19 protein-coding genes, 14 tRNA genes, 2 rRNA genes and 1 riboswitch are annotated in these 24,080 nt (G+C 39.0%); of the genes, 4 read left to right on the top strand and 31 right to left on the bottom strand.

Annotation, left to right across the window (positions count from 1 at the left end; all coding sequences use genetic code 11):
• Positions 1-18: 18 nt before the first annotated feature.
• A complete protein-coding gene (locus GI584_RS05240) occupies positions 19-186 on the top strand; it encodes a YfhE family protein (protein WP_100361700.1) in 168 nt (55 codons plus the stop codon).
• Positions 187-720: 534 nt separating this feature from the next.
• On the opposite strand, the gene GI584_RS05235 is transcribed toward GI584_RS05240, so the two are convergent.
• The 5 genes from GI584_RS05235 to GI584_RS05215 form a co-directional block, all read right to left on the bottom strand.
• Positions 721-1,533 carry a MetQ/NlpA family ABC transporter substrate-binding protein gene (locus GI584_RS05235; protein ID WP_153790487.1) on the bottom strand — a complete coding sequence of 271 codons (813 nt, stop codon included), beginning with the start codon at positions 1,531-1,533 and terminating at the stop codon, positions 721-723.
• A 56-nt stretch (positions 1,534-1,589) separates the two neighbouring features.
• Positions 1,590-2,252 carry a methionine ABC transporter permease gene (locus GI584_RS05230; protein ID WP_100361702.1) on the bottom strand — a complete coding sequence of 221 codons (663 nt, stop codon included), beginning with the start codon at positions 2,250-2,252 and terminating at the stop codon, positions 1,590-1,592.
• A complete protein-coding gene (locus GI584_RS05225; RefSeq protein ID WP_100361703.1) occupies positions 2,242-3,276 on the bottom strand; it encodes a methionine ABC transporter ATP-binding protein in 1,035 nt (344 codons plus the stop codon). The genes GI584_RS05230 and GI584_RS05225 overlap by 11 nt, the downstream gene beginning before the upstream one ends.
• A 97-nt stretch (positions 3,277-3,373) precedes the next feature.
• A riboswitch (SAM riboswitch) is annotated at positions 3,374-3,476 on the bottom strand.
• Positions 3,477-3,572: 96 nt separating this feature from the next.
• On the bottom strand, positions 3,573-4,706 hold the full coding sequence (gene solA / locus GI584_RS05220; RefSeq protein ID WP_153790486.1) for an N-methyl-L-tryptophan oxidase: 1,134 nt from the start codon (positions 4,704-4,706) through the stop codon (positions 3,573-3,575).
• Between the two features lie 188 nt (positions 4,707-4,894).
• The gene (locus GI584_RS05215; RefSeq protein ID WP_228552403.1) at positions 4,895-5,095 is read right to left on the bottom strand and encodes a DUF4181 domain-containing protein; all 201 of its coding nucleotides are present in this window, start codon (positions 5,093-5,095) and stop codon (positions 4,895-4,897) included.
• Positions 5,096-5,232: 137 nt separating this feature from the next.
• Between GI584_RS05215 and GI584_RS05210 the strand changes: the two genes are divergently transcribed.
• The gene (locus GI584_RS05210) at positions 5,233-5,784 is read left to right on the top strand and encodes a dihydrofolate reductase family protein (protein WP_153790484.1); all 552 of its coding nucleotides are present in this window, start codon (positions 5,233-5,235) and stop codon (positions 5,782-5,784) included.
• A gap of 566 nt (positions 5,785-6,350) precedes the next feature.
• Here GI584_RS05210 and GI584_RS05205 read toward each other — a convergent pair.
• The 10 genes from GI584_RS05205 to GI584_RS05160 form a co-directional block, all read right to left on the bottom strand.
• Positions 6,351-7,307 (bottom strand): hypothetical protein, encoded by a 957-nt coding sequence (locus GI584_RS05205; RefSeq protein ID WP_153790483.1) that lies wholly within the window; start codon positions 7,305-7,307, stop codon positions 6,351-6,353.
• Between the two features lie 149 nt (positions 7,308-7,456).
• Positions 7,457-7,672 (bottom strand): hypothetical protein, encoded by a 216-nt coding sequence (locus GI584_RS05200; protein WP_228552342.1) that lies wholly within the window; start codon positions 7,670-7,672, stop codon positions 7,457-7,459.
• A gap of 371 nt (positions 7,673-8,043) precedes the next feature.
• Positions 8,044-9,213 (bottom strand): N-acetylglucosamine-6-phosphate deacetylase, encoded by a 1,170-nt coding sequence (nagA, locus tag GI584_RS05195; RefSeq protein ID WP_153790481.1) that lies wholly within the window; start codon positions 9,211-9,213, stop codon positions 8,044-8,046.
• A complete protein-coding gene (locus GI584_RS05190; protein WP_153790480.1) occupies positions 9,203-9,964 on the bottom strand; it encodes a glucosamine-6-phosphate deaminase in 762 nt (253 codons plus the stop codon). Before GI584_RS05190 ends, nagA begins: the two co-directional genes overlap by 11 nt.
• Positions 9,961-11,007: a Gfo/Idh/MocA family protein gene (locus GI584_RS05185; RefSeq protein WP_153790479.1), complete on the bottom strand. Its 1,047-nt coding sequence runs from the start codon at positions 11,005-11,007 to the stop codon at positions 9,961-9,963. Before GI584_RS05185 ends, GI584_RS05190 begins: the two co-directional genes overlap by 4 nt.
• 39 nt (positions 11,008-11,046) lie before the next feature.
• Positions 11,047-12,057, bottom strand: coding sequence for a Gfo/Idh/MocA family protein (locus GI584_RS05180; protein WP_228552341.1), 1,011 nt, complete (start codon positions 12,055-12,057; stop codon positions 11,047-11,049).
• A gap of 25 nt (positions 12,058-12,082) precedes the next feature.
• Positions 12,083-12,946 (bottom strand): sugar phosphate isomerase/epimerase family protein, encoded by an 864-nt coding sequence (locus tag GI584_RS05175; protein WP_153790478.1) that lies wholly within the window; start codon positions 12,944-12,946, stop codon positions 12,083-12,085.
• Between the two features lie 182 nt (positions 12,947-13,128).
• Complete coding sequence (locus GI584_RS05170; RefSeq protein ID WP_153790477.1) at positions 13,129-13,962, bottom strand: carbohydrate ABC transporter permease; 834 nt, start codon at positions 13,960-13,962, stop codon at positions 13,129-13,131.
• A gap of 32 nt (positions 13,963-13,994) precedes the next feature.
• Positions 13,995-14,945, bottom strand: a complete 951-nt coding sequence (locus GI584_RS05165; RefSeq protein ID WP_153790476.1) for a carbohydrate ABC transporter permease — start codon at positions 14,943-14,945, stop codon at positions 13,995-13,997.
• Between the two features lie 23 nt (positions 14,946-14,968).
• Positions 14,969-16,336, bottom strand: coding sequence for an ABC transporter substrate-binding protein (locus GI584_RS05160; RefSeq protein ID WP_153790475.1), 1,368 nt, complete (start codon positions 16,334-16,336; stop codon positions 14,969-14,971).
• An 84-nt stretch (positions 16,337-16,420) separates the two neighbouring features.
• Between GI584_RS05160 and GI584_RS05155 the strand changes: the two genes are divergently transcribed.
• Together GI584_RS05155 and GI584_RS05150 are read left to right on the top strand one after the other, a co-directional pair.
• Entirely contained in the window at positions 16,421-18,319 is a 1,899-nt protein-coding gene (locus GI584_RS05155; RefSeq protein WP_228552340.1) for a sensor histidine kinase, read from the top strand.
• Positions 18,304-19,371, top strand: coding sequence for a response regulator transcription factor (locus GI584_RS05150; protein WP_153790474.1), 1,068 nt, complete (start codon positions 18,304-18,306; stop codon positions 19,369-19,371). Before GI584_RS05155 ends, GI584_RS05150 begins: the two co-directional genes overlap by 16 nt.
• A gap of 182 nt (positions 19,372-19,553) precedes the next feature.
• Here GI584_RS05150 and GI584_RS05145 read toward each other — a convergent pair.
• The 16 genes from GI584_RS05145 to GI584_RS05070 all read right to left on the bottom strand — a co-directional run bounded on the left by GI584_RS05145 (position 19,554) and on the right by GI584_RS05070 (position 24,079).
• Positions 19,554-19,635, bottom strand: a tRNA-Leu gene (locus tag GI584_RS05145).
• An 11-nt stretch (positions 19,636-19,646) separates the two neighbouring features.
• Positions 19,647-19,720: transfer RNA gene (locus tag GI584_RS05140), tRNA-Cys, on the bottom strand.
• A gap of 47 nt (positions 19,721-19,767) precedes the next feature.
• Positions 19,768-19,842: transfer RNA gene (locus GI584_RS05135), tRNA-Gly, on the bottom strand.
• Positions 19,843-19,847: 5 nt separating this feature from the next.
• A tRNA-Gln gene (locus GI584_RS05130) sits at positions 19,848-19,922 on the bottom strand.
• Positions 19,923-19,932: 10 nt separating this feature from the next.
• Positions 19,933-20,008 (bottom strand) — tRNA-His (locus tag GI584_RS05125).
• 14 nt (positions 20,009-20,022) lie between these two features.
• A tRNA-Trp gene (locus GI584_RS05120) sits at positions 20,023-20,093 on the bottom strand.
• Positions 20,094-20,124: 31 nt separating this feature from the next.
• Positions 20,125-20,210, bottom strand: a tRNA-Tyr gene (locus GI584_RS05115).
• A 44-nt stretch (positions 20,211-20,254) separates the two neighbouring features.
• Positions 20,255-20,330: transfer RNA gene (locus tag GI584_RS05110), tRNA-Phe, on the bottom strand.
• A gap of 21 nt (positions 20,331-20,351) precedes the next feature.
• Positions 20,352-20,428, bottom strand: a tRNA-Asp gene (locus tag GI584_RS05105).
• Between the two features lie 5 nt (positions 20,429-20,433).
• A tRNA-Met gene (locus GI584_RS05100) sits at positions 20,434-20,510 on the bottom strand.
• A 27-nt stretch (positions 20,511-20,537) separates the two neighbouring features.
• Positions 20,538-20,613: transfer RNA gene (locus tag GI584_RS05095), tRNA-Val, on the bottom strand.
• A 47-nt stretch (positions 20,614-20,660) separates the two neighbouring features.
• Positions 20,661-20,735, bottom strand: a tRNA-Glu gene (locus tag GI584_RS05090).
• Between the two features lie 11 nt (positions 20,736-20,746).
• Positions 20,747-20,838: transfer RNA gene (locus GI584_RS05085), tRNA-Ser, on the bottom strand.
• A 3-nt stretch (positions 20,839-20,841) separates the two neighbouring features.
• A tRNA-Asn gene (locus GI584_RS05080) sits at positions 20,842-20,916 on the bottom strand.
• Between the two features lie 13 nt (positions 20,917-20,929).
• Positions 20,930-21,046 (bottom strand): 5S ribosomal RNA (gene rrf, locus GI584_RS05075).
• A gap of 120 nt (positions 21,047-21,166) precedes the next feature.
• Positions 21,167-24,079: ribosomal RNA gene (locus GI584_RS05070) — 23S ribosomal RNA — on the bottom strand.
• Between the last annotated feature and the right edge of the window lies 1 nt (position 24,080).

Below are 24,080 nucleotides of genomic sequence, written 5' to 3'. Positions count from 1 at the left end.
ATAGAAAGGATGAGCACTATGTCCAAAAAAACACAGTATCAACCTATAGGAGGAAATGGGAACGAACCATCAGCCGCTCAGGAAGTCATTTATGCAAAAGAATTTAAAAAAGCAGATATTGCTGGTGGATATCGAAAACCTAAAGTAAAAGAAGCAAAAAAAGAAAATCCTAACCTTCAAAGATAGGTATCTAAAAGCAGCTTTCTTAGTTGCTTTTTTCTTTAACATATCCCCCGTAGAAGGGGTTGTCAATGAGGGACGGCCTTTAATTCCTTTTTCTCGACTATTCTGTATAGAAAGATTCTTCCTCAATCTTATCAGACGTCTCCAGCTAACGTTATTCCCCATGCCTCGACTTACAAAAATATTACCATACTCTATTTGATCGAATTTTGCTAGGGCCATATTTATATAACGTATATCACTCTCAATTGGTCCAAACATATTATCTTTCCTTTAATAATTTATCATAAAATTTTTCAGTAAGGGGGGAGAAGTTAACTTGTCTAGTAGAGCTGGATTAACGGTTAAACCATTTAGGATCGATATGAAGTGATCTTCATACCCAAACAGAGGAAGAAGCAGTCTCTTACCCTACATAAGACCAGCTCCAGCAACTTGTCTCTTTTGCAAATAAAAAAGGAACCCGATGAGGTGGCCCAAAAAGTTAGATTTTCACTCTAACTTTTTAGGTACACTACACCACTGGGCTCCTTTTTATTATTCTCCTATCACTTCTTCAATTGGTCGGATAACTGGTACAGCTGCTCCATCGTACTCTTCTTCGATAAAGCTTGTCACTTCATCAGAATGATAGATTTCCACAATCTTTTGAAATGCTTCTTCATCCTTACGATCTGTGTGTGCTGCAATAATATTAATATAAGGTACGTTTTGATCGTCTTCACGGAATACTGGATCACTCGTTGGATTTAAACCAGCTGCAATGGCGACATCTGAGTTGATAAGTGCTGCAGTTGCATCTTGTAAGCCACGAGCCGTTTGACCGGCTGTTACTGGGACAATGTCCAAGTTCTTTGGATTTTCTGCAATAGCTTCTAAACCACCAGCACCTTCAAAGTCTTCTGTTAGTGTAATTAATTCCGCTTTTTGCATAAGCATTAATGCTCTTCCTAAGTTCGTTGGTTCTTTCGGAACGATAATTTGTGCACCATCTTCTATATCACTTAACTCTTCTACTTCTTCAGAGTAAATACCCATCGGCCAAATTGATGTTGTACCAATGGCGGATAAGTTTAAATTGCGTTCTTCTATAAATGAATTAAAGTAGCTGATGGTTTGGAACGCATTTAAATCTATCTCATCATTGTCTAAAGCAACGTTTGGTTGCACATAATCGCTAAATTGAATGATTTCAATTTCAATACCTTCTTCTGCCGCTAATTCTTTCACTAGCTCCCATGTTGGTGTTTCTGCTGTTGTTGTTCCAACTTTAACGGTCTCACTATCAGATCCACAACCTGTGATAATAAATAGTAATAGTGCTGCAAATGCAAATAAAGTTTTCTTCATCTCATCTATCTCCTTCATGCTGTTTTTTTATTGTAGGTTGACCTTCTCCTAACACATTATGATCTTCTTATTTTCTTTGATAAATAGTTACCTAGCGATTGAATAAACTGAACCATAATCACAAGGATAATAACGGTAATAACCATCACTTCTGTTTGGAATTGGTTGTAACCATAGGAGATGGCTAAATCACCTATACCGCCTCCACCTACAGCCCCAGCCATAGCTGTCGCACCAATTAAACCAATAATCGCAATTGTTAATGACAGAATTAACGACCCTAGGGCCTCTGGCAACAGAAAACGCCAGATTATTTGCCAAGGAGTTGCTCCCATCGCTTGCGCTAGTTCAATCGTCCCTGAACCAACTTCTAGCAATGAATTTTCCACTAATCTTCCAATATACGGTGCTGTATAAAACACTAACGGCACAATAGCAGCAGTTGTTCCGATTGATGTTCCGATAATGAATCGTGTGATTGGTATGATGGCAACTATTAAGATAATAAATGGAATGGACCTAAGTACATTTACAATAATATTCAATATTTTAAATACAATTTTATTTTCTAAAATGCCCTGTTCCCTTGTGATAACCAAAATGATTCCGAGTGGGATCCCGATTAAAATCGAAATTATAAAAGCGACAATAATCATGTACAATGTTTCATTTAGAGATCCTAATAATTCTGGCCAAAACCAAGACCAATTAAACTCCATCTGGCACTACCTCCTTAATCGTCACCTGTCTCTGTTTGATATAGTCAACGACTTTAGCAATTTCACTTGGTTCCCCGTTTATTTCAACAATAATATTACCAAAAGGCTGTCCTTGAAGTTCTGTAATTGTTCCATAGATCACATTAATATCTATCGAGAACTTCTTAGCGACATCAGAAAGTAATGGATCATTAGCAGATTCTCCTTTATACAGAAGCCTGTATACAGAATTAGAAACGCCTCTTTCTAATACTTTTCTTAATGTCGCTTCAGGTAACGCATCATTTAGTACGGTTCGAACAAAGCTTCTAGCAATTGCTGTTTTCGGTTCTGTAAACAAGCTTATAGTAGAATCCTGTTCCACCATTACTCCACCATCTAGTACCGCTACTCGATCACAAATATCTCTAATCACGTTCATCTCGTGTGTGATTAATAGAATAGTAATACCTAACTCATCACGAACCTGCTTTAACAGTTCCAACACGTTATTGGTTGTATCTGGATCAAGTGCGGAAGTGGCCTCATCACACAATAATACGTGTGGATCTGTTGCTAGCGCTCTAGCAATACCAATTCTTTGCTTCTGTCCACCAGAAAGTTGCTCAGGATAGTGATCTGCTTTATCTGTTAGACCTACAAAAGAGAGAAGCTTCGTTACTTTTTTCTCAATCTCATCTTTTGCATAACCTTCTAAAATAAGTGGCATCGCAACATTTCCAAACGCCGTTTTCGAATGTAAGAGATTAAACTGTTGAAAAATCATCCCTATTTTCTTACGTTCTGTCCTTAACTCTTTAGGAGATAACTTCGTTAAGTCAATTCCGTTCACTTTCACTTTTCCCGAGGTAGGCTTTTCTAATAAATTCACACAACGGATCAACGAGCTCTTACCTGCCCCGCTGTAGCCGACAACACCGAATATTTCTCCTTTTTTCACCTCGAGGTTTATATCCTTTAAAGCTTCAACAGGGTTGTCTCCCCCCTCACCGTAAATCTTCCGAATTCCTTCAAGTACCAACATAACTCTCTACTCCTTTGTTTTCTCAAACGTTGCAGTTAAGTACTGTCATTAAAAAAAGAGCCTGTTCCTATTGAAAGAGGCTCTTGATTTTATAAAAACCTTATCTTTCAGAAAAATCTTCTGTAGGATGTAGCACCTTTCTTTAAAGAAGGTTGCCGGATTGTCATTGGGCCTTGTCCCTCAATCACTCTTGATAAGCACAATATTTAGTTAATATTTTTCACATCATATCGTTTCGTAAGGAAGTTGTCAACAATATTAGACAAATTTTTCAAACTATAAATTATAAAAATCTGTTAATTTAAGAATCGCTTGATAGAAAATGGACTAATATCTAATTCTGTTTCACGATTTTCCGTCACCAATTGGCTCAGAATCTCTCCGATCACACTACTGAATTTAAATCCATGTCCAGAAAATCCGCAAGCAATGACAACATGGTCATGATCAGGGTGCTTATCAATGATAAAGTCCTCATCTGGCGTCATCGTATACGTACATGCCTTACCCACCTTATGTGGACCAACGCTTGGCATACAACGTTCGGCATACCTACTTACATCTCGTTCATCTTGTTCATATGCCCCAAATTCTTCTAGCGGTTGGCTCATATCTCTAGGAATCCCGCCATCGTGTCGCCCTATTTTGACACCTGCTTGATCAATGCTTGGAAAACCGTAATAAGTTTCCGTTGGTAATTCAAATGAAAAGGCCGGAAAACTAGTAGAATTGTAGATACTTTCGTCTGTATCAAACCAAGAGAATGTATTTCGCTCCTCTTGTAGTGGTAGCTCCAGATTTATTAATGGAAGAAGCCTTCTTGTACCTGCACCGGGCGTCATGATTAAAGACTCTGCCGTAAAGCTTTCCTCAGCTATTCCCACTTTTACACTATTTTCAAAAATAGAGATGGATGTCACGGGCGCATTGACCTTAAGCACTGCACCATGTGCTTCTGCTTGTTTGCGGAAAGCTCTAATGCCATTCTCACTCATTAATACGCCTGAATCTACTTCATAACAGCCTATATATCCTTCTGGCACTTGAAAGCCAGTCCAACGTTGATTAATTTCATCTGCTGTTAATTGCTCTATATTCAAGGAATAGTTTTTCGCACTACTAATCACGTTTTGAATAAATGTTGAGTCTGGTTTTCCAACATTAACAACTCCTGTTGGGATAAAAATCTTCTCGTCTGATTGCTCTTGAAGTTCATGCCATAGCTCTTGTGCACGTAATGCCATTTCAACATAGCTTTCGCCTTCACCATATGCATGTCGTATTATTCTTGTTTCCCCATGATGAGATCCCTCTACATGCGGAGGATTATAGGAATCAATTAATAATACACTTTTCCCTTGTCTTGCTAAATAATAGCCTGCAGCCATCCCCATTGAGCCCGCACCTATTATAATAACTTCATAATCCATAATTTACTCTCCTTTAATGTTAACCAAGTTCATACTCCCAATAACTAGAATCATACCTTCATCAGCAACAAAATTCAATATTTCAGAATTTTTACAGTTTGATATAATAAGGTTTTGTAATTGCAATGCGTAAAATAGTTTTTACACATTTAAGGTTGACTTAGCCATGTTTAACTCTTGTTACGCTTTTAAATTATTGTATTGTAATGTTTTGAGCCATACACAATTGATCCGATAATAAATAATCCGCAAGTTATCGCACTTAAGAGATATGTTTTGTTTTGTTTCGCAAACTTCCACTTCATTATGGTGCGAAAAGCCAACATAATACCTGGGCCAATAAAAATGAATAACCTAAGATGATGAAATTCAGATATTGATAAAATCATTACTATCATAGTTGCCCAGTAGAGTCTTCCACAAACGGGCCCTATAGTGGAGTAAATTGTATAAATTCATTTTTAGCAATCGAGAAGAAATACAATATTCGTTGATGTGCTAAATTGTAGGAAAGGAGGAATAAGAGATGAAAAATGTAATATTAAAAATGGACGTTTCTCTTGATGGATTTGTCAATGCAAAAGGTGGAAAGGTAGACTGGATTTATGACAACGTTAATAGTGATTTAAAAGCTTGCATCACTGATATGCTTTGGGAAGCCGATGTTCACATTATGGGAAGAATGACTTATCAGGACATGGCTAAGCATTGGCCATCCTCAACAGAAGACTATGCACCTCCGATGAACGAAAAACCAAAAGTAGTTTTCTCTGATACTATAAAGGAAGTTCATTGGCAGTATTCACGTTTGGCAAATAGGGATATTACTGAGGAGATATCTCAATTAAAACAACAATCGGGTAATTATATTTTGGCTCACGGAGGCGCAAGGTTTGCACAATCTCTTTCAAGGCTTGGACTCATTGATGAATACAGACTAATAATTCACCCTGTTATATTGGGGGGCGGACTCCCACTTTTTAAAAACATATCTGATGCAATTAAGCTAAATCTTGTTAATACGAGGGTGTTTGATACAGGAGCGGTTCTTCATACATATCAAACGATTAGGAATTAAGTGTTTTCATATAAACAAAATCAAGGCTTTTAACAAGATAGTAGTGGAATAGATAAGGGTTGGTTTGGACTATGCTAATATATAAAGGGTGATTCTTAAATTTTCTGAAAAAGTGCGCTTTCCTTTAATAAAGGCAGCGCTCATTTTCCATATTGATAATTTCTTGGGTGAAGGTTCTAAAAATTGGATTATGACTTGTAATTCGCAAAGCAAAACAAGAATGAGAGTAAGGGTTTTATAGTGGGGTTAACTAATATATACTGGTTGATCTTCCGTAATAGGGCGCGTTTATTTAATAGATATAAAAGGATCATCCATGTTAGTTCTGGACTAATATGGATGATCCTTTATTTTTTGTTCACGCAAAATAATTATCAAAACAAAATCTATGAGGTCTTGTCGACCGGAAGCTGTGTCAATTAAAGGATCAGTTTCCCAAACCCACCTACCTTTATCAAGGCTCGATTAGGTCTCCGCCGAAACACTGCAACCCCCCGTAAAGGTGAGAAAGACTATGCACACGAGTAGTCTTATCTTCATTTGATTTCCCACTGCTAATAAGATTTTCATGGCTTCATCGTCTGATAACTTTGATACTTATGAACCGCCTGGCCGCCGTATCCTAATTGGCCGAAGTAGATTTGATCTACGATTTGTAATTGTTTATTCATGTAAGCTTCTCCTTCTTCAAAGAAGGACACTTTTTCGTAAGGTTCAAGATATTGTGTTTCTACTCCGATTACGGCTTTCGCTCCAATTTCATTTGCATATTCGACTTCATGTTCAGTATGATATGTGATGGAATCACGGCCTTCCGCAAAGTCGCGATAGGCCATGAGCGCCACATTGCTGACAATATCCATCACGTGGTCAGATAAGGGCTTTGATTTACTACGATATGTGGTTTCATATTCTTCCCCGTCAAACCAAAACGGCATTGCTACCATGAACTCAAAGTCATGGCTTTTGCCATAAGCGTCAGCCTTGTCGCTCAAAACCTTTAATCCATTTAAATATTCCTGGATCAGTTGACTACGTCCATCAGTATCCCATTCGTCCAACAAATACGGTTCGATGTCGAATTGAATACCGTCGAACTGCTCCTCCACGCTTGAATTATGATTATACATAAATACGTTGAGCATACGGCTTATCGGAATTTTATAGTTTTCTTGCTTTGCCCATTCAGCTGCCCCGTCTAAAGCGTAAACTTTTATATCATTAGCATGAGCCAATCTGATGAAATCCCGGTATTGTTCTGGATGCATTTCTAAATAAGGATCACTATCCCTTTCTCCAATATTCAGATAAATCACATTAACACCCTTTTCTTTGGCAAATGCGACCATTTCCTTCCGCCCATCTTCTGTTTTGATATCTTGATTAGGGAACCATGCCCACATCGCTTTATCCTTCCCGGCAGTCGTTTCGGCAGATACAGATATTGGAATTGTAGAAACCAACAATACTAACGTCAATAGCACAGCAACCCATTGTACTTTTTTATTTTTCCCTTTAATCATCAGCGCCTCCTCCTATTTTTTAAATGTTCAGACATCACAATGTGAATCTTATCCCCTTATCTAAATCATTTCCTTCTGAGTGTGTTCCTTTTGCAAGCGACGAAATACACACTCTCCTCTTCTATTATCGACGTAATCCCCCCTTTCAGTTATTCGGCTAGTCTGTGACGTGCAGTGTCAATTCTGGCTAACAAGCCGCCATATCTAACGTCCATTTCTTCCCTTCCAAATGGCTTATTGATATCCATCGATTGTGCATAGTGAAGGGTTTTCGGGCTTTCAATTCTTTGTTTTAGTTCCGGAACTTGGTGAACGAGTTTTTGCATTTTTTCTATATCCTTGGAATTATATAACTTGGTTCTCACTTTTAAGGCCCAAAACAGAATGCGTTTTGGCAAGGAACGTCGAAAATAGAAACCTCTTCCCTTTCTGTAATTTCCTTTCAGCTGCACATAAAATTAATGAGCCGAACTCCCTCAACCTGTAAGCGAATCCTGCTATAGTTAGATCATTGAAGGATTGTCAGGTTTAAGCTGTATTCCCGGATAGGAGATCCATTTCTCTCACCAACAGGAATGTATTCATCTGGACCCCTGTACAATATTCGAATCTTTTTTTCACTTTCGCCATATCTCCTAAAATACATGTCACTCCAGATCATCGGAAGGGTACAAACAGGACTTTTGAAAGCTAAACTAAAATACTATAAATAAATAGCCTTTTGTTTTTTTCTATATCAATTGTATTTTCCTTCTTTAAAAACTATTTGACCACTTTTTATCGTTTCACTAATTTTAAAGTTTGTACCTTGTTGCAATAGTACCAAGTCTGCTGGTGCATTTTCTTCCAATCCTCGCTTTACAGACATATTCATTAAGCGAGAAGGATGGAGAGAAGCTGCTTCCCATGCTTCTGCAAATGAACATATTCCAGCATTCACTATATGCCTAATCCCATCTTTTAACATTTGAGCTGAACCAGCAAGCAAATCTGGATTATGCGATAAATGGAGTTTTCCTTCTTTAGTAAGGATAACCTCACCACCGATGTGAGTGGTATACTCTCCAGGCTCTAATCCACTTAAATACACTGCATCACTAACTAATACAGCCTTCTCTCTTTTTAATTTAAAGATTATTTTTAAAACAGAATCCGGCAAATGAAAACCATCACCTATACAACACGTCCATAGATCATCCTGGGCTAACTGTTCCCAAATGTAATTAGGGTGACGCGGTAACATAAGATGTGCTCCATTTCCTAAATGAGTAGACATGGTAGCACCTGCTTCTACTGCTTCTTGTATTTGTTCTACGGTGGCAGCAGTATGTCCAATTGAAATCTGAACCCCATTTTTTATACATTTAAGAATAAACTCCGGGGAGTTCGGCCATTCAGGAGAGAGCGTTAATAACTTAATTTTCCCTTGGGCTGCCTCTTGCCATCTCTGAAAGAGTTTCCAATCCGGTGCTTTAACATACTCTTGTCCATGGGCACCCCGCGGTCCATCTTCTGAAGAAATAAATGGGCCTTCCAAATGTATACCGGCAATAGTTTTCGAAACCATCTCATCTTCTTTACAAGCTTGGGAAATTTCATACACAGCCTTTTCGATTTCTTTATCCCCATTTGTAATAACTGTGGGATAGTAGGTTGTTACACCTTCTTCAAAAAGGGCTCTGGTCACATCTTTAATCATTTCTTTGGATAAGGAAGTTGCATTAAAATCTCTTCCTTTAAAACCATTAATTTGAAGGTCTACTAACCCTGGAGTAATAATGGGTAGAGAATCATTCCTACCATTATTCAACTCTTCTATTCGCTCGATCTTATCTGCATACACTGTCACTTGTATTGGTTTCTTTGTCTTATAGTGAATACCTTGAAATACTTTTTTAGATGTCATATGAATCACGATCCACATACATATTACAATTTGCATGTTCTCTTAAAATAGATGCTGGGCATTTTGTCGAGATGTCTCCAGTTAGCGTGTTTTTCACTGCGTTTTTTTTGGATTGACCAGGAACTATACAATAAAGGAATTTCCCAGACATCATTGTCGGAATCGTTAATGTTAGTGCATATGAAGGTACATCATCTACATGATTAAAACAACCATCATTTACTTGTTGTTGTCTGCAAACATCATCCAGCTCTACCACCTTCATTATTTCTAAATCATGGAAATCTGCTACCGGAGGATCATTAAATGCGATGTGGCCATTTTCTCCTATCCCCAGACAGATAATATCGATAGGTTCAGATCGAATGAGATCTACATACCTTTGACATTCTTCTCGAGGGTCATTCATACTATCAATGTAATGAATTTGTCCAAAATTCAATTTTCCAAATATATGCTCTTTTAAAAATACACTAAATTTTTGAGAAGCGTCCTTTTCAAGACCTATATATTCATCCATATGAAATGCAGTGACACTTTCCCATTCAATCTCTTCTTCAGATACAAGCGCTTGTAAAAATTCGATTTGAGATGGGGCAGCTGCAAAAATCATTCGGACTGTCTCTTTTTGTGATAATAGTTCAATGATCTTTGCTGCCACGTCTTTTGCAGCAGATTTCCCCAATTCATCACGATTATTGAAAATGTGTAAATTTAGCTGATCAACTTTTTCAAATTTAATTGGTCTCATCTTCTTTTCACCTCCACGGCTTCATCAAAATATTTTAGACTTTTTCCTGATAAATCGATTTCTCTTAATAGGCGACTAGATTCATAGGTTCCAAGAATAATTTCCAGGGAATGCCTTCCCTCTTTACCAGGAACATAAGGAGTACGGTTTTCTTGCACAGCTAAAGCCATATCTTTGATTTGCAGGCGATGTCCATCTGGTATTACATTAAAACTTTCAAAGTCCGGCAGCTCTACTTCTTCTCCTTCAATTTCCAACTTAGTAATTGTATCTTCTTCTATTTCAATCGTTCCCTTTTCACCATGAATGGCTAATCGTTGGCCTTTACCTTCATATGCTGTTGTCGTAATTTCCAGAATTCCCATTGCACCATTTTCAAACTGCATTAGAGTAGCAGCTGTATCTTCCACTTCAATATCACGTAAAACTGCTTTCGTTTTTCCGTAAAGTGAAGAAACTGGGCCCACTAACCATTGAAGCATATCCACAGTATGGATCCCCTGATTCATCATGGCTCCTCCGCCATCTACTTCCCATGTTCCTCTCCAACCTGCACTGTCGTAATATTCTTGATTTCGATACAGCTTGACATAAGCTGAACAGAGACTTAATTTTCCTAATTTACCGTTCTGAATTAATTCTCTGGCAAAACGAGCTTGAGGAGACATTCGTCGTGGAAATACAGTAGAAAGCAATACTTGATTCTCTTCACAAGCTTGAATCATAGGATTAATGTCCTCTAGTTTAATAGCCATAGGTTTTTCTACTAGCACATGTTTTTTCGCCTTAGCAATTTGTAGTGTTTGCTTAGCATGTAAACCGCTTGGTGTACAAATGCTCACTACGTCAACACTTTCCATCTCTAACATTTGTTCAAGATTGCTACACGGAACCGCCCCGTACTTTTCAGCAAATTTTTCTCTCTCATCTAGATTTATATCATATACTGCAACTAATTCTGCTTCCTCTATTTTAGTAATCCCTTGTGCATGAACTTCTGCTATAATACCGCAGCCTAATATGGCAAATCTAGTTTTTGACATTTTGTATCATCCTTTCTATTTTCCTATCAATAAACCTCTTTAATGATCATATAAAGATTTATGTTCAATTCTTTCTGCCTGTTCATCCGCAATGATGGTAGCTTCTGTGGCAGTAAGTATATCTTGATGCCCCAATATACTGTTTGCCCAAAGAATTCGATTAAGAAAATCCGCTGTAATTGTCACAGGAGCAGCAATCATGTTTATTTTTGCTAATTCATCTTCATCACTCACTTGAAGGAGTATTTCTTCTTTCGATATAAAAGGATCTCCTTCTAGACGGACCTCCGATACTCCTTTGGTTCCTACTACAAAGATACGACAGTCCCCCCATGTCCAGCTTTTATCTGGAGTATGCCAGTCTGCATATAATTGCGAAATAATGCCACCCTCCATGACTATTTGAAGTCCTGCTGTATCATAAAAGGATGGGTATTCTGGACAAATATTTTTTGTCATATAACTAGAAACGGATTGTATTTCACTTCTTGTTAACCATCGAAGTAAATCAATATCATGGATAAATAAATCAATAATAATCCCACCTGATTGCTCTTTTGAAAAATGCCAACGTGGGCGCTTAGAAGAATTTAATTGATGAGGTTTTCTCATTGAAATACTAATAATTTCACCAAGTTCTCCTTTATCAATTTGCTTCTTCAATGTATAAAGGGCTGGTCTAAACCTCTCTGTAAGAAGCATTCCAACCTGAATCTTTCCTTTATCCATCACTTCCTTTAATCTCGCTAAATCTCTACGATTTGTAACAGCAGGCTTATCGATCATGACGTGCTTACCATACTGCTCACATTTTTCGATTACATTTATCTTTTCGTTATTAACGCTGGCACAGCCTACTAGTTCAACCTCATCCACTAATAAAAACTCCATATCATTGACAATTTGTAATTGATATTTCTTGGCTATTGAATTTGCTAGTGATACATTTTCCGTCTCATAAAGACCCAGGCACTCATGACCTAATTCCAGCATTTCTTCAATAAATATACTAATATGTGGATGCTGGCATCCAATTATCGAAAACTTCACGTTATCCCTTCCTTTCTTTTCCTAATTAAGGGTGAGTACTTCTATTGATCAACTCTTTCACTTTTATCAGGTCTTTTAGCAGTCTTTCTTTCGGCGGATAGGGTGCAGCACATTCTAAAGTAACCCACTTGTCATAACCAATTTCACTTAAAGAATCAAATACAGGCTGATGTTCGACCTTCCCTTCTTCTAGTAGACATTGAAGAAAATGTTCCGTCCCATTTTTGGTTAAATTCGTGAAGGTCCCTGGTGCACCTGCTTCTTCAATCCTCTTTTCATCCTTTACATGAACATGAAATAATTGGTTCCTTAAATCAAGAATGGACTCTCTTGTATAGCATGTGTCTGTGATATACATGTTTCCTGCATCGTGAATCAGCCCAATATGCCCAGGCTCATCAACCATCTTCAATAATTTTTTACTGCTTTCAATTGTTTCTATTAAACTAAGATTATGTATCTCAAGTAGAACTTTGATGCCGTGAACCTTTGCTTCTTCCACACACTTCTTTAGCCAATAAGCTGCTTTTTCATAATGATAATTCTCAGCTAAAAAAGCATTAGGTCCTCCCGGAAATACACGAATCATACCCACATCCAGAATATTTGCCCATTCTATAATTTGCTTAAATTCTTGTAATGCTTTTTCACATTCCTTATCACCAGAAGTTGAAAAATGGCCCATATACCCTCCAAGAACAGGGATTTTCAGATCTAATTGATCAGCTATTTCTTTGATTTCCTTTACTCTTTGAAGTGAAGTAAAGGGAGATAAATGGGGTTCTCTACAAGCAATTTCAATCCCATCAAAGCCCAATTCCTTCGAAAAAACCATCGCCTGCTGAATACTGTATTCTATAAACACCCCACTGAAAGCTGCATATTTCATATGAAGATCTCCTTTTCAAAATGATGTAAAACAGATGAAGCTTATAAAACATTAATTGGATCAAAATGCTTCTTCATCTTACATTTGTACTACTGTTTCCTTGTCATCTTTACTTACAAATACTTTATTTCTATTATTACTTCTTTCGTGATTCCCTCCATAAAATAGGTTTATTTTCCTTATTATTTTATACCAGAATTTGTAAAATTACTTACAAAATAGCGTTCTGCAAACAAGAACACAATTAAAATCGGAATCAAACTCATTAAAGCTGCAGCCACCATATATTGTTCATTTCCAAACCACTGCCCACTTAATGATAAAATTCCAATTGGCAATGTGAATTTCTCATTCGATGTTAAATAAATGGAAGGAGCTAGAATTTCATTCCATTTAGTCATAAAGGTAAATATAGCTACTGTTGCTAAACTAGGTCTTACCATTGGCATGAAAATTCTCCAGTAAGTTTGAAAGGGATTACAACCGTCTAATTTTGCAGACTCTTCGTATTCTTTTGGAATACTCATAAACGCTTGTCTCATTAGGAAAATCCCAAATGGTTGTGCTAAGCATTCCAGAAGCCAAAGAGGTGTTAATGTATCCAGTAAGTTCATTTGTTTAAATATCATGAAATGAGGGATAATGATAACGACTGGCGGTATCATCATTGTTCCTAGAACCATGACAAATAAAATGTTTTTCAAAGGGAATTTTAATCGAGCAAACGCAAACCCTACCATCGAACATGAAAGCAGCGCCCCTAATACAGACAAGAACGTAACGAGAAAACTATTCGCGGTATAGTCTAAAAAGTTACCTAATTTAAACACTTCAGCATAATTAGACCATTGAAACAATTCTGGAATCCACCTAGGTGGAACTGCTGTAAACTCAGCATAAGTTTTAAGAGAGTTAAATAAAGCAGTAACGAATGGCATGACCATGATTAAGGCACTAACTGTAATAATGAGGTATCCAATTGCCTTTGCTGAAAAAAAATTACGCTCTACCTTCATACACATAAACTCCTTTCTCTTAGTAAAAATGTTTAATTATAATGAACCCATTTCTTTTGTCCCCATAATTGAAGAAGCGTTAAAAGAAATAAAATGATGAACAAAATCCAAGCAATAGCCGAAGCGTAGCCCATATGCAGGAAAGAAAAACCTTCGCGGTATAAATAGAGCATAAGTACTAAACTAGCATCATTCGGTCCACCCGCTTCAGTTATATCAGCGGCTCCACCTGTCATGACATAGATCTGCTCAAAGGCTTGGAAAGTTGTAATAGTACTTAGAACAATAACTAAAAAAGTAGTTGGTGAAATTAATGGGAGTGTGATCGACTTGAATTTCTTAATCGTACCAGCGCCATCAATTTCAGCAGCTTCATACAATTCATTTGGAACATTTTGTAATCCTGCCAAATATATAACCATCATATATCCAACCCCTTTCCAGACCGCCACTAAGACTAATAGGGGTATTACGAGTTGTTCATCATTTAACCACCGTTGCGGCTCAAGACCAAGTTTAATTAAAAAATTGTTCGCCATTCCAAAACGAGGATTGAAAATAGCGTCTACAACATACATGACAACAGTCCATGATGAAATAACCGGAATAAAATGTGCCATACGATATAGCTTTAATGCTTTCAGTTTCTGGTTGAGGGCAACCGCTAACAATAAAGCTAAGAAAGCCTGTGTTGGAACGAATAAAATGGCAAAATAAAGAGTATTCCAAAGGGATTTATAAAATAAAGGTTCATTAAATAATTTTTCATAATTTTCTAATCCTGCCCAGTTAGGAGGATTCAACATATCATATTGAGAAAAACTGAAATATAACGAAGCAATTAATGGCCCAACAACAAATACAATGAAATGAATTAAATAAGGGGAGACCAACAGAAGCCCCCATCTCCCCTCATGTGTTAATAGTCTACGTTTTTTTGTTGTTAGGATTGTAGATGTCTGAGTTACACGTTGACTTTCCATCTTACCAATCCCTTTCATATATATTATTCTTTATAGAATTCATCTACGATTTCCTGAATATCTTTATCTGCATTCTCCAGAGCCTCATCGATTGTCGATTCTTTAAGAAAAGCACGTTGAGCATGCTCATTAAATTTTGCTACCCATTCACTCCAGACTGCATTGGTATCAAGTGTTCCTGCAAAATCAAAACTTTCTAAGAATGCTTCTCTATTTTCAGGTTTGTCAGATGCATTTAAGAATACTTCAGAATTTGCAACCGATTTTTTAACTGGTACAGCTTCCCCAAGAGCAGCCCATTCTTTTTGTACCTCATCTTCAGTCGCCCAGTACTTTATCCATTCCCAGGCAGCCTTTGCTTTCTTGTCACTCGTACTATCATTAATCACCCAAGAGTTTGCTATTACTGGTGAAAATCTCTCCCCATCCGGGCCTTTTGGCAGTACTGTGACATCATAGTTTAATCCTGCTTCGTTCGCGGCTAACACACGAGCATAAATCCCAATTCTCATTGCAGCTGAACCACTTGGAAATACCGCCATCGAACTCTGGAAACTCTTTAAATCAGCAGGGTCAGTTATAATACCACGACTCATTCCGTCTACCATCCACTCTAATGCTTGTTTGTTTTCATCTGAATTAATAATAGACTTATTCAAAGAGTCATTTAAGATTCCCCCGCCATATGATTTTAGAACTGGGAACCAACCTTCAGTAATACTGAAGAAAGTTAAACCGAATTGTTTGATATTATCACTATTAAATCCTTCATCACCTGGTTTCTTATCAGAAGCGTCTATAGTTAATTTCGCAGCTACTTCTTTTAAATCTTCCCACGTCCAATCCTCATTAGGATAATCTACACCTGCTTGATCAAAGAGATCTTTGTTGTAATAAAGGGCCCCGATTTGAATACCTTGTGGTACACCCCAGTATTTTCCGTTTGTGTCCTCATTAAATTCCAATCCGTAATACTCTTCTTTATTCAAATCTCGATTAACCCATTCGGTTAAATCCTTAACTGCTCCTCTTTCTGCGTATTTCATTACTAATACACCATCTGACAGCCAAATATCTGGTGCTTCCCCCGCAGCAATTTGCGTGTCAAGTTTTTGGAAAAACTGTCCATATGGAGCACTCTGTGTAGTAACCTTAATTTCTGGGTGCTTTTCCATAAAACCATCAATTAACTCTTGCATTTTCTCATCAGATTCCCCCCCTGAGTAAAAACCAAGATTAATTGTTACTTGTTCTTCCTCCGAATTTGATGTATCATTTTCATTAGATGATTCATTATCTGTAGTTGATGAATTAGATGAACATCCCGCTATAAATATTACCATTACCAAAATTATTGAAAGTAAAATAGAAAAACTTTTGTGTTGCTTCATTCCTTGTACCTCCTATTTTTTATTCTGTATAACGCTTACATCTATATTATTAAACATTTTCCTATCATACGGAATGGTTTTTCTTTGCATACTTGTGATTTTTTGCTCTCAAGTAATAGAACTAATACAATTAAAAAAATTCAAGGTATGGAAGTGGTAATAATGAAAGCGCATTCAATAAAAGGGAAACTTTTGTGGATCTTTATTTTTTTTGTTTTTTTACCAATTTCTATAATAGGCTTCATATGGTATGAAAACTCAACCTCTACTATTGAACAAGCAGCGATTCAATCAAACAAAAAATTAATGCAGCAGACAAATGAGTACTTAAATTTATACATTTCTAACTTGGAGAATTCTACATATCCATTTATTTCTAATCCTCAAATTCAAAGATTCATTAATAGCGGTGAACTAAGCAGATATGAATATTTTATTTTATCAGAACAAATTGAAAAAGAGTTATTCACACAGATGATGGATGGAAGATCAGACATAGTTGGAATATCCCTGATAAGTAAAAATAACAGACAAATAAATTACTATAATAGTACTGAATTAATTGACATGGATCGCGTTAGAAACAGGAATTACTCCATTTTAAATAAGGCAACTGAAATGAATAACTTTAATGTTATAGGATTACAGAAAATTGGATCCCAGCCTGTTATAACCGTTTCAAGAAAGATTCATAGCAATAATTCTTATTTATATGAAGCATTATTAATTGTGGATATAAACTTAAACCAAATTTCCAATATAAGTAACAACCTATACATAGAGAATTCAAATGTCTGGATAATGGATTATACTGGCCAAATCATTTATCATACAAATCCCAACCTTATTGGGGAATATGTAAAATCAGCTACATTAGATCGTTATCTAAAGAATAGAAGTGACATTTTTACGACTACTCAGAACAAAGAGAAGGATATTTTTATATATGAGCACTTCCAGGCTACAGACTGGGTTTTAATTGCGCAACTACCCCATGAAAAAATTATTAGCCATTTACTAAAGTTACGAACAATTACTATTATTTTAGGTGGAGTTATTATTATGGTGGCCCTTTCGGTTTTTGGAGGATTCTCATTGTCACTAACTGGTTCTCTTTCCTACCTTCAAAATTTAATGAAAAAAGTGGAATTAGGAGACTTAACAGTGCAAAATACAAAATATAAGGAACGTAAAGATGAAATTGGTAATTTATTTCGAAGTTTTAACAGAATGATTAATGAATTGAAGAGATTATATGAAGAAGTCCATTCTGCTCAATTAAAAGAACAAAAAATGCAGATTAAACAAAAAGAATCCGCTCTTCGCGCTATGCAGGCTCAAATAAATCCGCATTTTCTCTATAACACACTGGAAATTATTAATTCACATGCGATCTTAGAAGATAATATGGTCATTAGTAAAACAGCTACGTCTCTTGCCCATATGTTTCGTTATAACCTTGGTGATGCCCGACAGGTTGTTTCATTAAGAGAAGAAATTGACCATATCAAATCATACTTAGAGATTCAGAAGGAAAGACACAGGCATTTAGAAATAGACTTACAAATAGATGATGAATGCCTAGAGGCAATTTCAATAATCCGTTTATCCCTGCAACCATTAGTTGAAAATGCCTTTTTACACGGATACCAAGATCATAAAATGAAAGCTTCTTACATAGGCATTCATACGTTTACAAAGTCAGATTACTATATCGTTCAAATTATTGATAAAGGGTATGGAATCAACTCAAAAATTAAAGAAAAATATAATCTTGCTTTTAAGAGTACTATTGATAATCACATTCAGGATAAAGAAAAAGAATCTAAAAGTATTGGTTTATGGAATGTCCATGAAAGAATCCGTTTAGCTTTCGGTTCCTCATATGGATTACACATCAAAGAAGTAACCCAAGGTAAAGGAACCATTATTGAAATAAAACTTCCCTATTCGGAGGAGGCAAATTCATGTATAACGTCATGATTGTAGATGATGAACATGTAATTCAATTAAGTTTACAAAAACTGCTTAAAAAAAGAAAAGATGCATTTTCAGTAATAGGAATTGCTGAAGATGGAAAAGAAGCTATTCAATTGCTAGAGAAACACTCTATAGATTTAATTATTACAGATATTTGCATGCCCGAAATGGATGGACTTGAACTTATAGAAGCTACTAAAAAAATTGACCCAACCGTTAAGTTTATCATCATTTCTGGCTATAATGATTTCAATTATGCACAAAAAGCCATTCGTTTTGGTGTTTCGGATTTTATTTTAAAACCTATCGTACCGGACCAAATATTCACCACCATAGATAATATCTATAGACAAATGAAAAGATATGAATATTCTTATACAAAACATAATGATTGGGTACTGCTCCTTGAAACCTATAAGAAAGAGATTGTTGAATATATTTGGCAATTTAATGAAGAGAAAGCGCACGAAAAAATTAGCACTATTATTGAAGGGCATCATAAGCTGCAAAATAATCCATTTTCTCTCTCTCAATTATTAGAAAATCTATTAAAAGATATTGAAAACGAATTAATAAACAGAAACCTTAGTCTTCCTCAACGTCAGCCTGAATATATGAAATGGCCATATACGATGGATTTGATTATTAAAAGAGCAAAAAATGAAATAAGTTATTTGATAAATACCATTAAAGGACTTCGTAATTTAGGATCACGTCAAAACATCCTAAAAGCTGTAGAATATGTAAAGGAAAACTTTTCAAAAGAGGATTTATCGCTGCAAGAGGTAGCTGGTAATATTGGAGTTTCAGAAGCTTATTTTAGTCGTTCTTTTAAAGAAGAAATGAACATTAGTTTTAAAAAATATTTAATTAAACTAAGAATGACAAAAGCGAAAGAAATGATAATAGACTTAGAAATGAATATTACTAATATTGCTTTTAAAGTGGGCTTCTCTGATTACCCCCATTTTAGCAAAACATTTAAAAAATATTATGGCCTGACACCAATTGAATTTAAAAAGCAGGTAGAAAAAAATGGGCTTCTATCTAAATAGGTATGAATTTCTATCAGTCAATCATTCCATTTACGGAATTAAACTTCCTTACGAAAATACAAAAGCTCTCTCATCGCTTTCTATCGTAAACTCAAAAAACAAAAAAAGCGTTAGAACATTGATATATCAACATTCTAACGCAAAACACTCATTTTAAAATTAACAAAAAGAATTACTAAAAATACCGGTGGTCGGGTTCGAACCGACACTCCGTGAGGAACACGATTTTGAGTCGTGCGCGTCTGCCAATTCCGCCACACCGGCATAAATAGAAATGGAGGCGGCAACCGGATTTGAACCGGTGATAAAGGTTTTGCAGACCTCTGCCTTACCACTTGGCTATGCCGCCTCGATACACATATTATATGATATTTAAATAAAAATGTTAAATACAAATGGAGCGGAAGACGGGATTCGAACCCGCGACCCCCACCTTGGCAAGGTGATGTTCTACCACTGAACTACTTCCGCATGAATGGCTGGGCTAGCTGGATTCGAACCAGCGCATGACGGTACCAAAAACCGTTGCCTTACCGCTTGGCTATAGCCCAATATTTGAGATGGGGCGACCAGTGGGGATCGAACCCACGCATGCCGGAACCACAATCCGGTGCGTTAACCACTTCGCCATGATCGCCATGATAAGAAAAACAGGGGTAGTAGGAATCGAACCCACACTGGAGGTTTTGGAGACCTCTGTTCTACCGTTAAACTATACCCCTACAATTATTATAAAATATAAAATTAATAAAATGGTGGAGGGAGTAGGACTCGAACCTACGAACCCGATGGGAGCGGATTTACAGTCCGCCGCGTTTGGCCAACTTCGCTATCCCTCCATAAATATAGAACCTATTAAATAAGAAAGAGAAATCTTTAAAAGTGGTGGCTCGGGACGGAATCGAACCGCCGACACACGGATTTTCAGTCCGTTGCTCTACCGACTGAGCTACCGAGCCAGGAATTGATAAGTTTAAAAGTGGCGGTCCGGACGGGACTCGAACCCGCGACCTCCTGCGTGACAGGCAGGCATTCTAACCAACTGAACTACCGGACCAAATTTGGTTGCGGGGGCAAGATTTGAACTTGCGACCTTCGGGTTATGAGCCCGACGAGCTACCAGACTGCTCCACCCCGCGACAATAAGAAATGTATTAATTTGTGAATGGTGGAGAATGCAGGGCTCGAACCTGCGACCCCTTGCTTGTAAGGCAAGTGCTCTCCCAGCTGAGCTAATCCTCCGCAATACAGGAAGTTGTAAATTAACATGTCTTCCTTTAATTTTTTGTTGGTGACCCGTACGGGATTCGAACCCGTGTTACCGCCGTGAAAGGGCGGTGTCTTAACCACTTGACCAACGGGCCTATATTAAAAGTGGCGGAGAGCGAGGGATTCGAACCCTCGGTACGGCGTTGACCGCACACACGATTTCCAATCGTGCTCCTTCGGCCACTCGGACAGCTCTCCATTTGGCTCCACAGGTAGGATTCGAACCTACGACCGATCGGTTAACAGCCGATTGCTCTACCACTGAGCTACTGTGGAATGGAAGAAAAGTGCTTGGCGGCGTCCTACTCTTGCAGGGGCGCGAGCCCCAACTACCATGGGCGCTGGAGAGCTTAACTACTGTGTTCGGCATGGGAACAGGTGTGACCTCTCCGCTATCGTCACCAAGCTTGTACTGTTATTTTTAGTGACAAAGAATATTATACTATGTATTCTCAAAAAATCAAGTAAAAATTTAATATACTTTCAAAACTAGATAAGAGTGATTAGACAAGATCAAACAAAATGTATAGTTAAGTCCTCGATCGATTAGTATTCGTCAGCTACACATGTCACCATGCTTCCACCTCGAACCTATCTACCTCATCGTCTCTGAGGGATCTTACTCTATCGAATAGATGGGAAGTCTCATCTTGAGGGGGGCTTCATGCTTAGATGCTTTCAGCACTTATCCCTTCCACACGTAGCTACCCAGCGATGCTCCTGGCGGAACAACTGGTGCACCAGCGGTATGTCCATCCCGGTCCTCTCGTACTAAGGACAGCTCCTCTCAAACTTCCAACGCCCACGACGGATAGGGACCGAACTGTCTCACGACGTTCTGAACCCAGCTCGCGTACCGCTTTAATGGGCGAACAGCCCAACCCTTGGGACCGACTACAGCCCCAGGATGCGATGAGCCGACATCGAGGTGCCAAACCTCCCCGTCGATGTGGACTCTTGGGGGAGATAAGCCTGTTATCCCCGGGGTAGCTTTTATCCGTTGAGCGACGGCCCTTCCATTCGGTACCGCCGGATCACTAAGCCCGACTTTCGTCCCTGCTCGACTTGTAGGTCTCGCAGTCAAGCTCCCTTCTGCCTTTACACTCTACGAATGATTTCCAACCATTCTGAGGGAACCTTTGGGCGCCTCCGTTACATTTTAGGAGGCGACCGCCCCAGTCAAACTGCCCACCTGACACTGTCTCCGAACCGGATCACGGTTCTGGGTTAGAAGGTCAATACAGCCAGGGTGGTATCCCACCGGCGCCTCCACGTAAGCTAGCGCTCACGTTTCTCAGGCTCCCACCTATCCTGTACAAGCTGTACCAACATTCAATATCAGGCTACAGTAAAGCTCCACGGGGTCTTTCCGTCCTGTCGCGGGTAATGCGCATCTTCACGCATAGTATAATTTCACCGGGTCTCTCGTTGAGACAGTGCCCAAGTCGTTGCACCTTTCGTGCGGGTCGGAACTTACCCGACAAGGAATTTCGCTACCTTAGGACCGTTATAGTTACGGCCGCCGTTTACTGGGGCTTCGGTTCAACGCTTCGCTAATGCTAACGCATCCCCTTAACCTTCCAGCACCGGGCAGGTGTCAGCCCCTATACTTCGCCTTTCGGCTTCGCAGAGACCTGTGTTTTTGCTAAACAGTCGCTTGGGCCTTTTCACTGCGGCTCCTCCTTAAAGGAGCACCCCTTCTCCCGAAGTTACGGGGTCATTTTGCCGAGTTCCTTAACGAGAGTTCTCCCGATCACCTTAGGATTCTCTCCTCGCCTACCTGTGTCGGTTTGCGGTACGGGCACCCTTTTCCTTGCTAGAGGCTTTTCTTGGCAGCGTGAAATCCGGAACTTCGGTACTCTATTTCCCTCCCGATCACAGCTCAAGCTTGCCAGACGGATTTGCCTATCTGACGCTCTTACTGCTTCGACGCACACATCCAATGGTGCGCATTCCTTATCCTTCTGCGTCCCCCCATCACTCAAACGGAATTGGGTGGTACAGGAATATCAACCTGTTGTCCATCGCCTACGCCTTTCGGCCTCGGCTTAGGCCCCGACTAACCCTGAGCGGACGAGCCTTCCTCAGGAAACCTTAGGCATTCGGTGAAGAAGATTCTCACTTCTTTTTCGCTACTCATACCGGCATTCTCACTTCTAAGCGCTCCACCAGTCCTCACGGTCTGACTTCACTGCACTTAGAACGCTCTCCTACCATTGTTCGAAGAACAATCCGTAGCTTCGGTGATACGTTTAGCCCCGGTATATTTTCGGCGCAGCGTCACTCGACCAGTGAGCTATTACGCACTCTTTAAATGATGGCTGCTTCTAAGCCAACATCCTGGTTGTCTAAGCAACGCCACATCCTTTTCCACTTAACGTATACTTGGGGACCTTAGCTGACGGTCTGGGCTGTTTCCCTTTCGACTATGAACCTTATCACCCATAGTCTGACTCCCAAGGTAATATGATTGGCATTCGGAGTTTGACTGAATTCGGTAACCCGGTGAGGGCCCCTAGTCCAATCAGTGCTCTACCTCCAACATACATCCCTTGAGGCTAGCCCTAAAGCTATTTCGGAGAGAACCAGCTATCTCCGTGTTCGATTGGCATTTCACCCCTACCCACACCTCATCCCCGCACTTTTCAACGTACGTGGGTTCGGGCCTCCAGTCAGTGTTACCTGACCTTCACCCTGGACATGGGTAGATCACACGGTTTCGGGTCTACGACCACCTACTATGTCGCCCTATTCAGACTCGCTTTCGCTTCGGCTCCGTGTATTCCACTTAACCTTGCAGGGGATCGTAACTCGCCGGTCCATTCTACAAAAGGTACGCCGTCACCCATGAAAGGGCTCCGACTACTTGTAGGCACACGGTTTCAGGATCTCTTTCACTCCCCTTCCGGGGTGCTTTTCACCTTTCCCTCACGGTACTGGTTCACTATCGGTCACTAGGTAGTATTTAGCCTTGGGAGATGGTCCTCCCGGATTCCGACGGAATTTCACGTGTTCCGCCGTACTCAGGATCCACTCCGGAGGAAACACACTTTCGACTACAGGGCTCTTACCTTCTGTCGCGGGTCGTTCCAGACCGCTTCGTCTAATGTATTTCTTGATAACTCCAATGGAGTGTCCTACAACCCCAAAAAGCAAGCTTTTTGGTTTGGGCTAATTCCGTTTCGCTCGCCGCTACTCGGGAAATCGCGTTTGCTTTCTCTTCCTCCGGGTACTGAGATGTTTCAGTTCCCCGGGTCTGCCTCGTACATCCTATGAATTCAGATGTACGTTCTACTCCATGACGAGTAGAGGGTTTCCCCATTCGGAAATTCTCGGATCAATGCCTACGTACGGCTCCCCGAGACATATCGGTGTTTGTCCCGTCCTTCTTCGGCTCCTAGTGCCAAGGCATCCACCGTGCGCCCTTCTTCACTTAACTA

The organism is Gracilibacillus salitolerans (assembly GCF_009650095.1).
In the GTDB taxonomy this organism is placed as follows: domain Bacteria; phylum Bacillota; class Bacilli; order Bacillales; family Amphibacillaceae; genus Gracilibacillus; species Gracilibacillus salitolerans.
This window is presented reverse-complemented; position numbering and strand designations above follow the sequence as displayed.

What these genes read in the sequence shown, in the direction of transcription:
- GI584_RS05240 (WP_100361700.1), top strand. Translation starts at nt 19, where the DNA reads ATGTCCAAAAAAACACAGTATCAACCTATAGGAGGAAATGGGAACGAA.
- GI584_RS05160 (WP_153790475.1), bottom strand. Translation starts at nt 16,336, where the DNA reads ATGAAGCAACACAAAAGTTTTTCTATTTTACTTTCAATAATTTTGGTA.
- GI584_RS05210 (WP_153790484.1), top strand. Translation starts at nt 5,233, where the DNA reads ATGAAAAATGTAATATTAAAAATGGACGTTTCTCTTGATGGATTTGTC.
- GI584_RS05150 (WP_153790474.1), top strand. Translation starts at nt 18,304, where the DNA reads ATGTATAACGTCATGATTGTAGATGATGAACATGTAATTCAATTAAGT.
- GI584_RS05205 (WP_153790483.1), bottom strand. Translation starts at nt 7,307, where the DNA reads ATGATTAAAGGGAAAAATAAAAAAGTACAATGGGTTGCTGTGCTATTG.
- GI584_RS05170 (WP_153790477.1), bottom strand. Translation starts at nt 13,962, where the DNA reads ATGAAGGTAGAGCGTAATTTTTTTTCAGCAAAGGCAATTGGATACCTC.
- GI584_RS05230 (WP_100361702.1), bottom strand. Translation starts at nt 2,252, where the DNA reads ATGGAGTTTAATTGGTCTTGGTTTTGGCCAGAATTATTAGGATCTCTA.
- GI584_RS05185 (WP_153790479.1), bottom strand. Translation starts at nt 11,007, where the DNA reads ATGTCAAAAACTAGATTTGCCATATTAGGCTGCGGTATTATAGCAGAA.
- GI584_RS05190 (WP_153790480.1), bottom strand. Translation starts at nt 9,964, where the DNA reads ATGAGACCAATTAAATTTGAAAAAGTTGATCAGCTAAATTTACACATT.
- solA (WP_153790486.1), bottom strand. Translation starts at nt 4,706, where the DNA reads ATGGATTATGAAGTTATTATAATAGGTGCGGGCTCAATGGGGATGGCT.
- nagA (WP_153790481.1), bottom strand. Translation starts at nt 9,213, where the DNA reads ATGACATCTAAAAAAGTATTTCAAGGTATTCACTATAAGACAAAGAAA.
- GI584_RS05175 (WP_153790478.1), bottom strand. Translation starts at nt 12,946, where the DNA reads ATGAAATATGCAGCTTTCAGTGGGGTGTTTATAGAATACAGTATTCAG.
- GI584_RS05165 (WP_153790476.1), bottom strand. Translation starts at nt 14,945, where the DNA reads ATGGAAAGTCAACGTGTAACTCAGACATCTACAATCCTAACAACAAAA.
- GI584_RS05215 (WP_228552403.1), bottom strand. Translation starts at nt 5,095, where the DNA reads ATGATTTTATCAATATCTGAATTTCATCATCTTAGGTTATTCATTTTT.
- GI584_RS05225 (WP_100361703.1), bottom strand. Translation starts at nt 3,276, where the DNA reads ATGTTGGTACTTGAAGGAATTCGGAAGATTTACGGTGAGGGGGGAGAC.
- GI584_RS05235 (WP_153790487.1), bottom strand. Translation starts at nt 1,533, where the DNA reads ATGAAGAAAACTTTATTTGCATTTGCAGCACTATTACTATTTATTATC.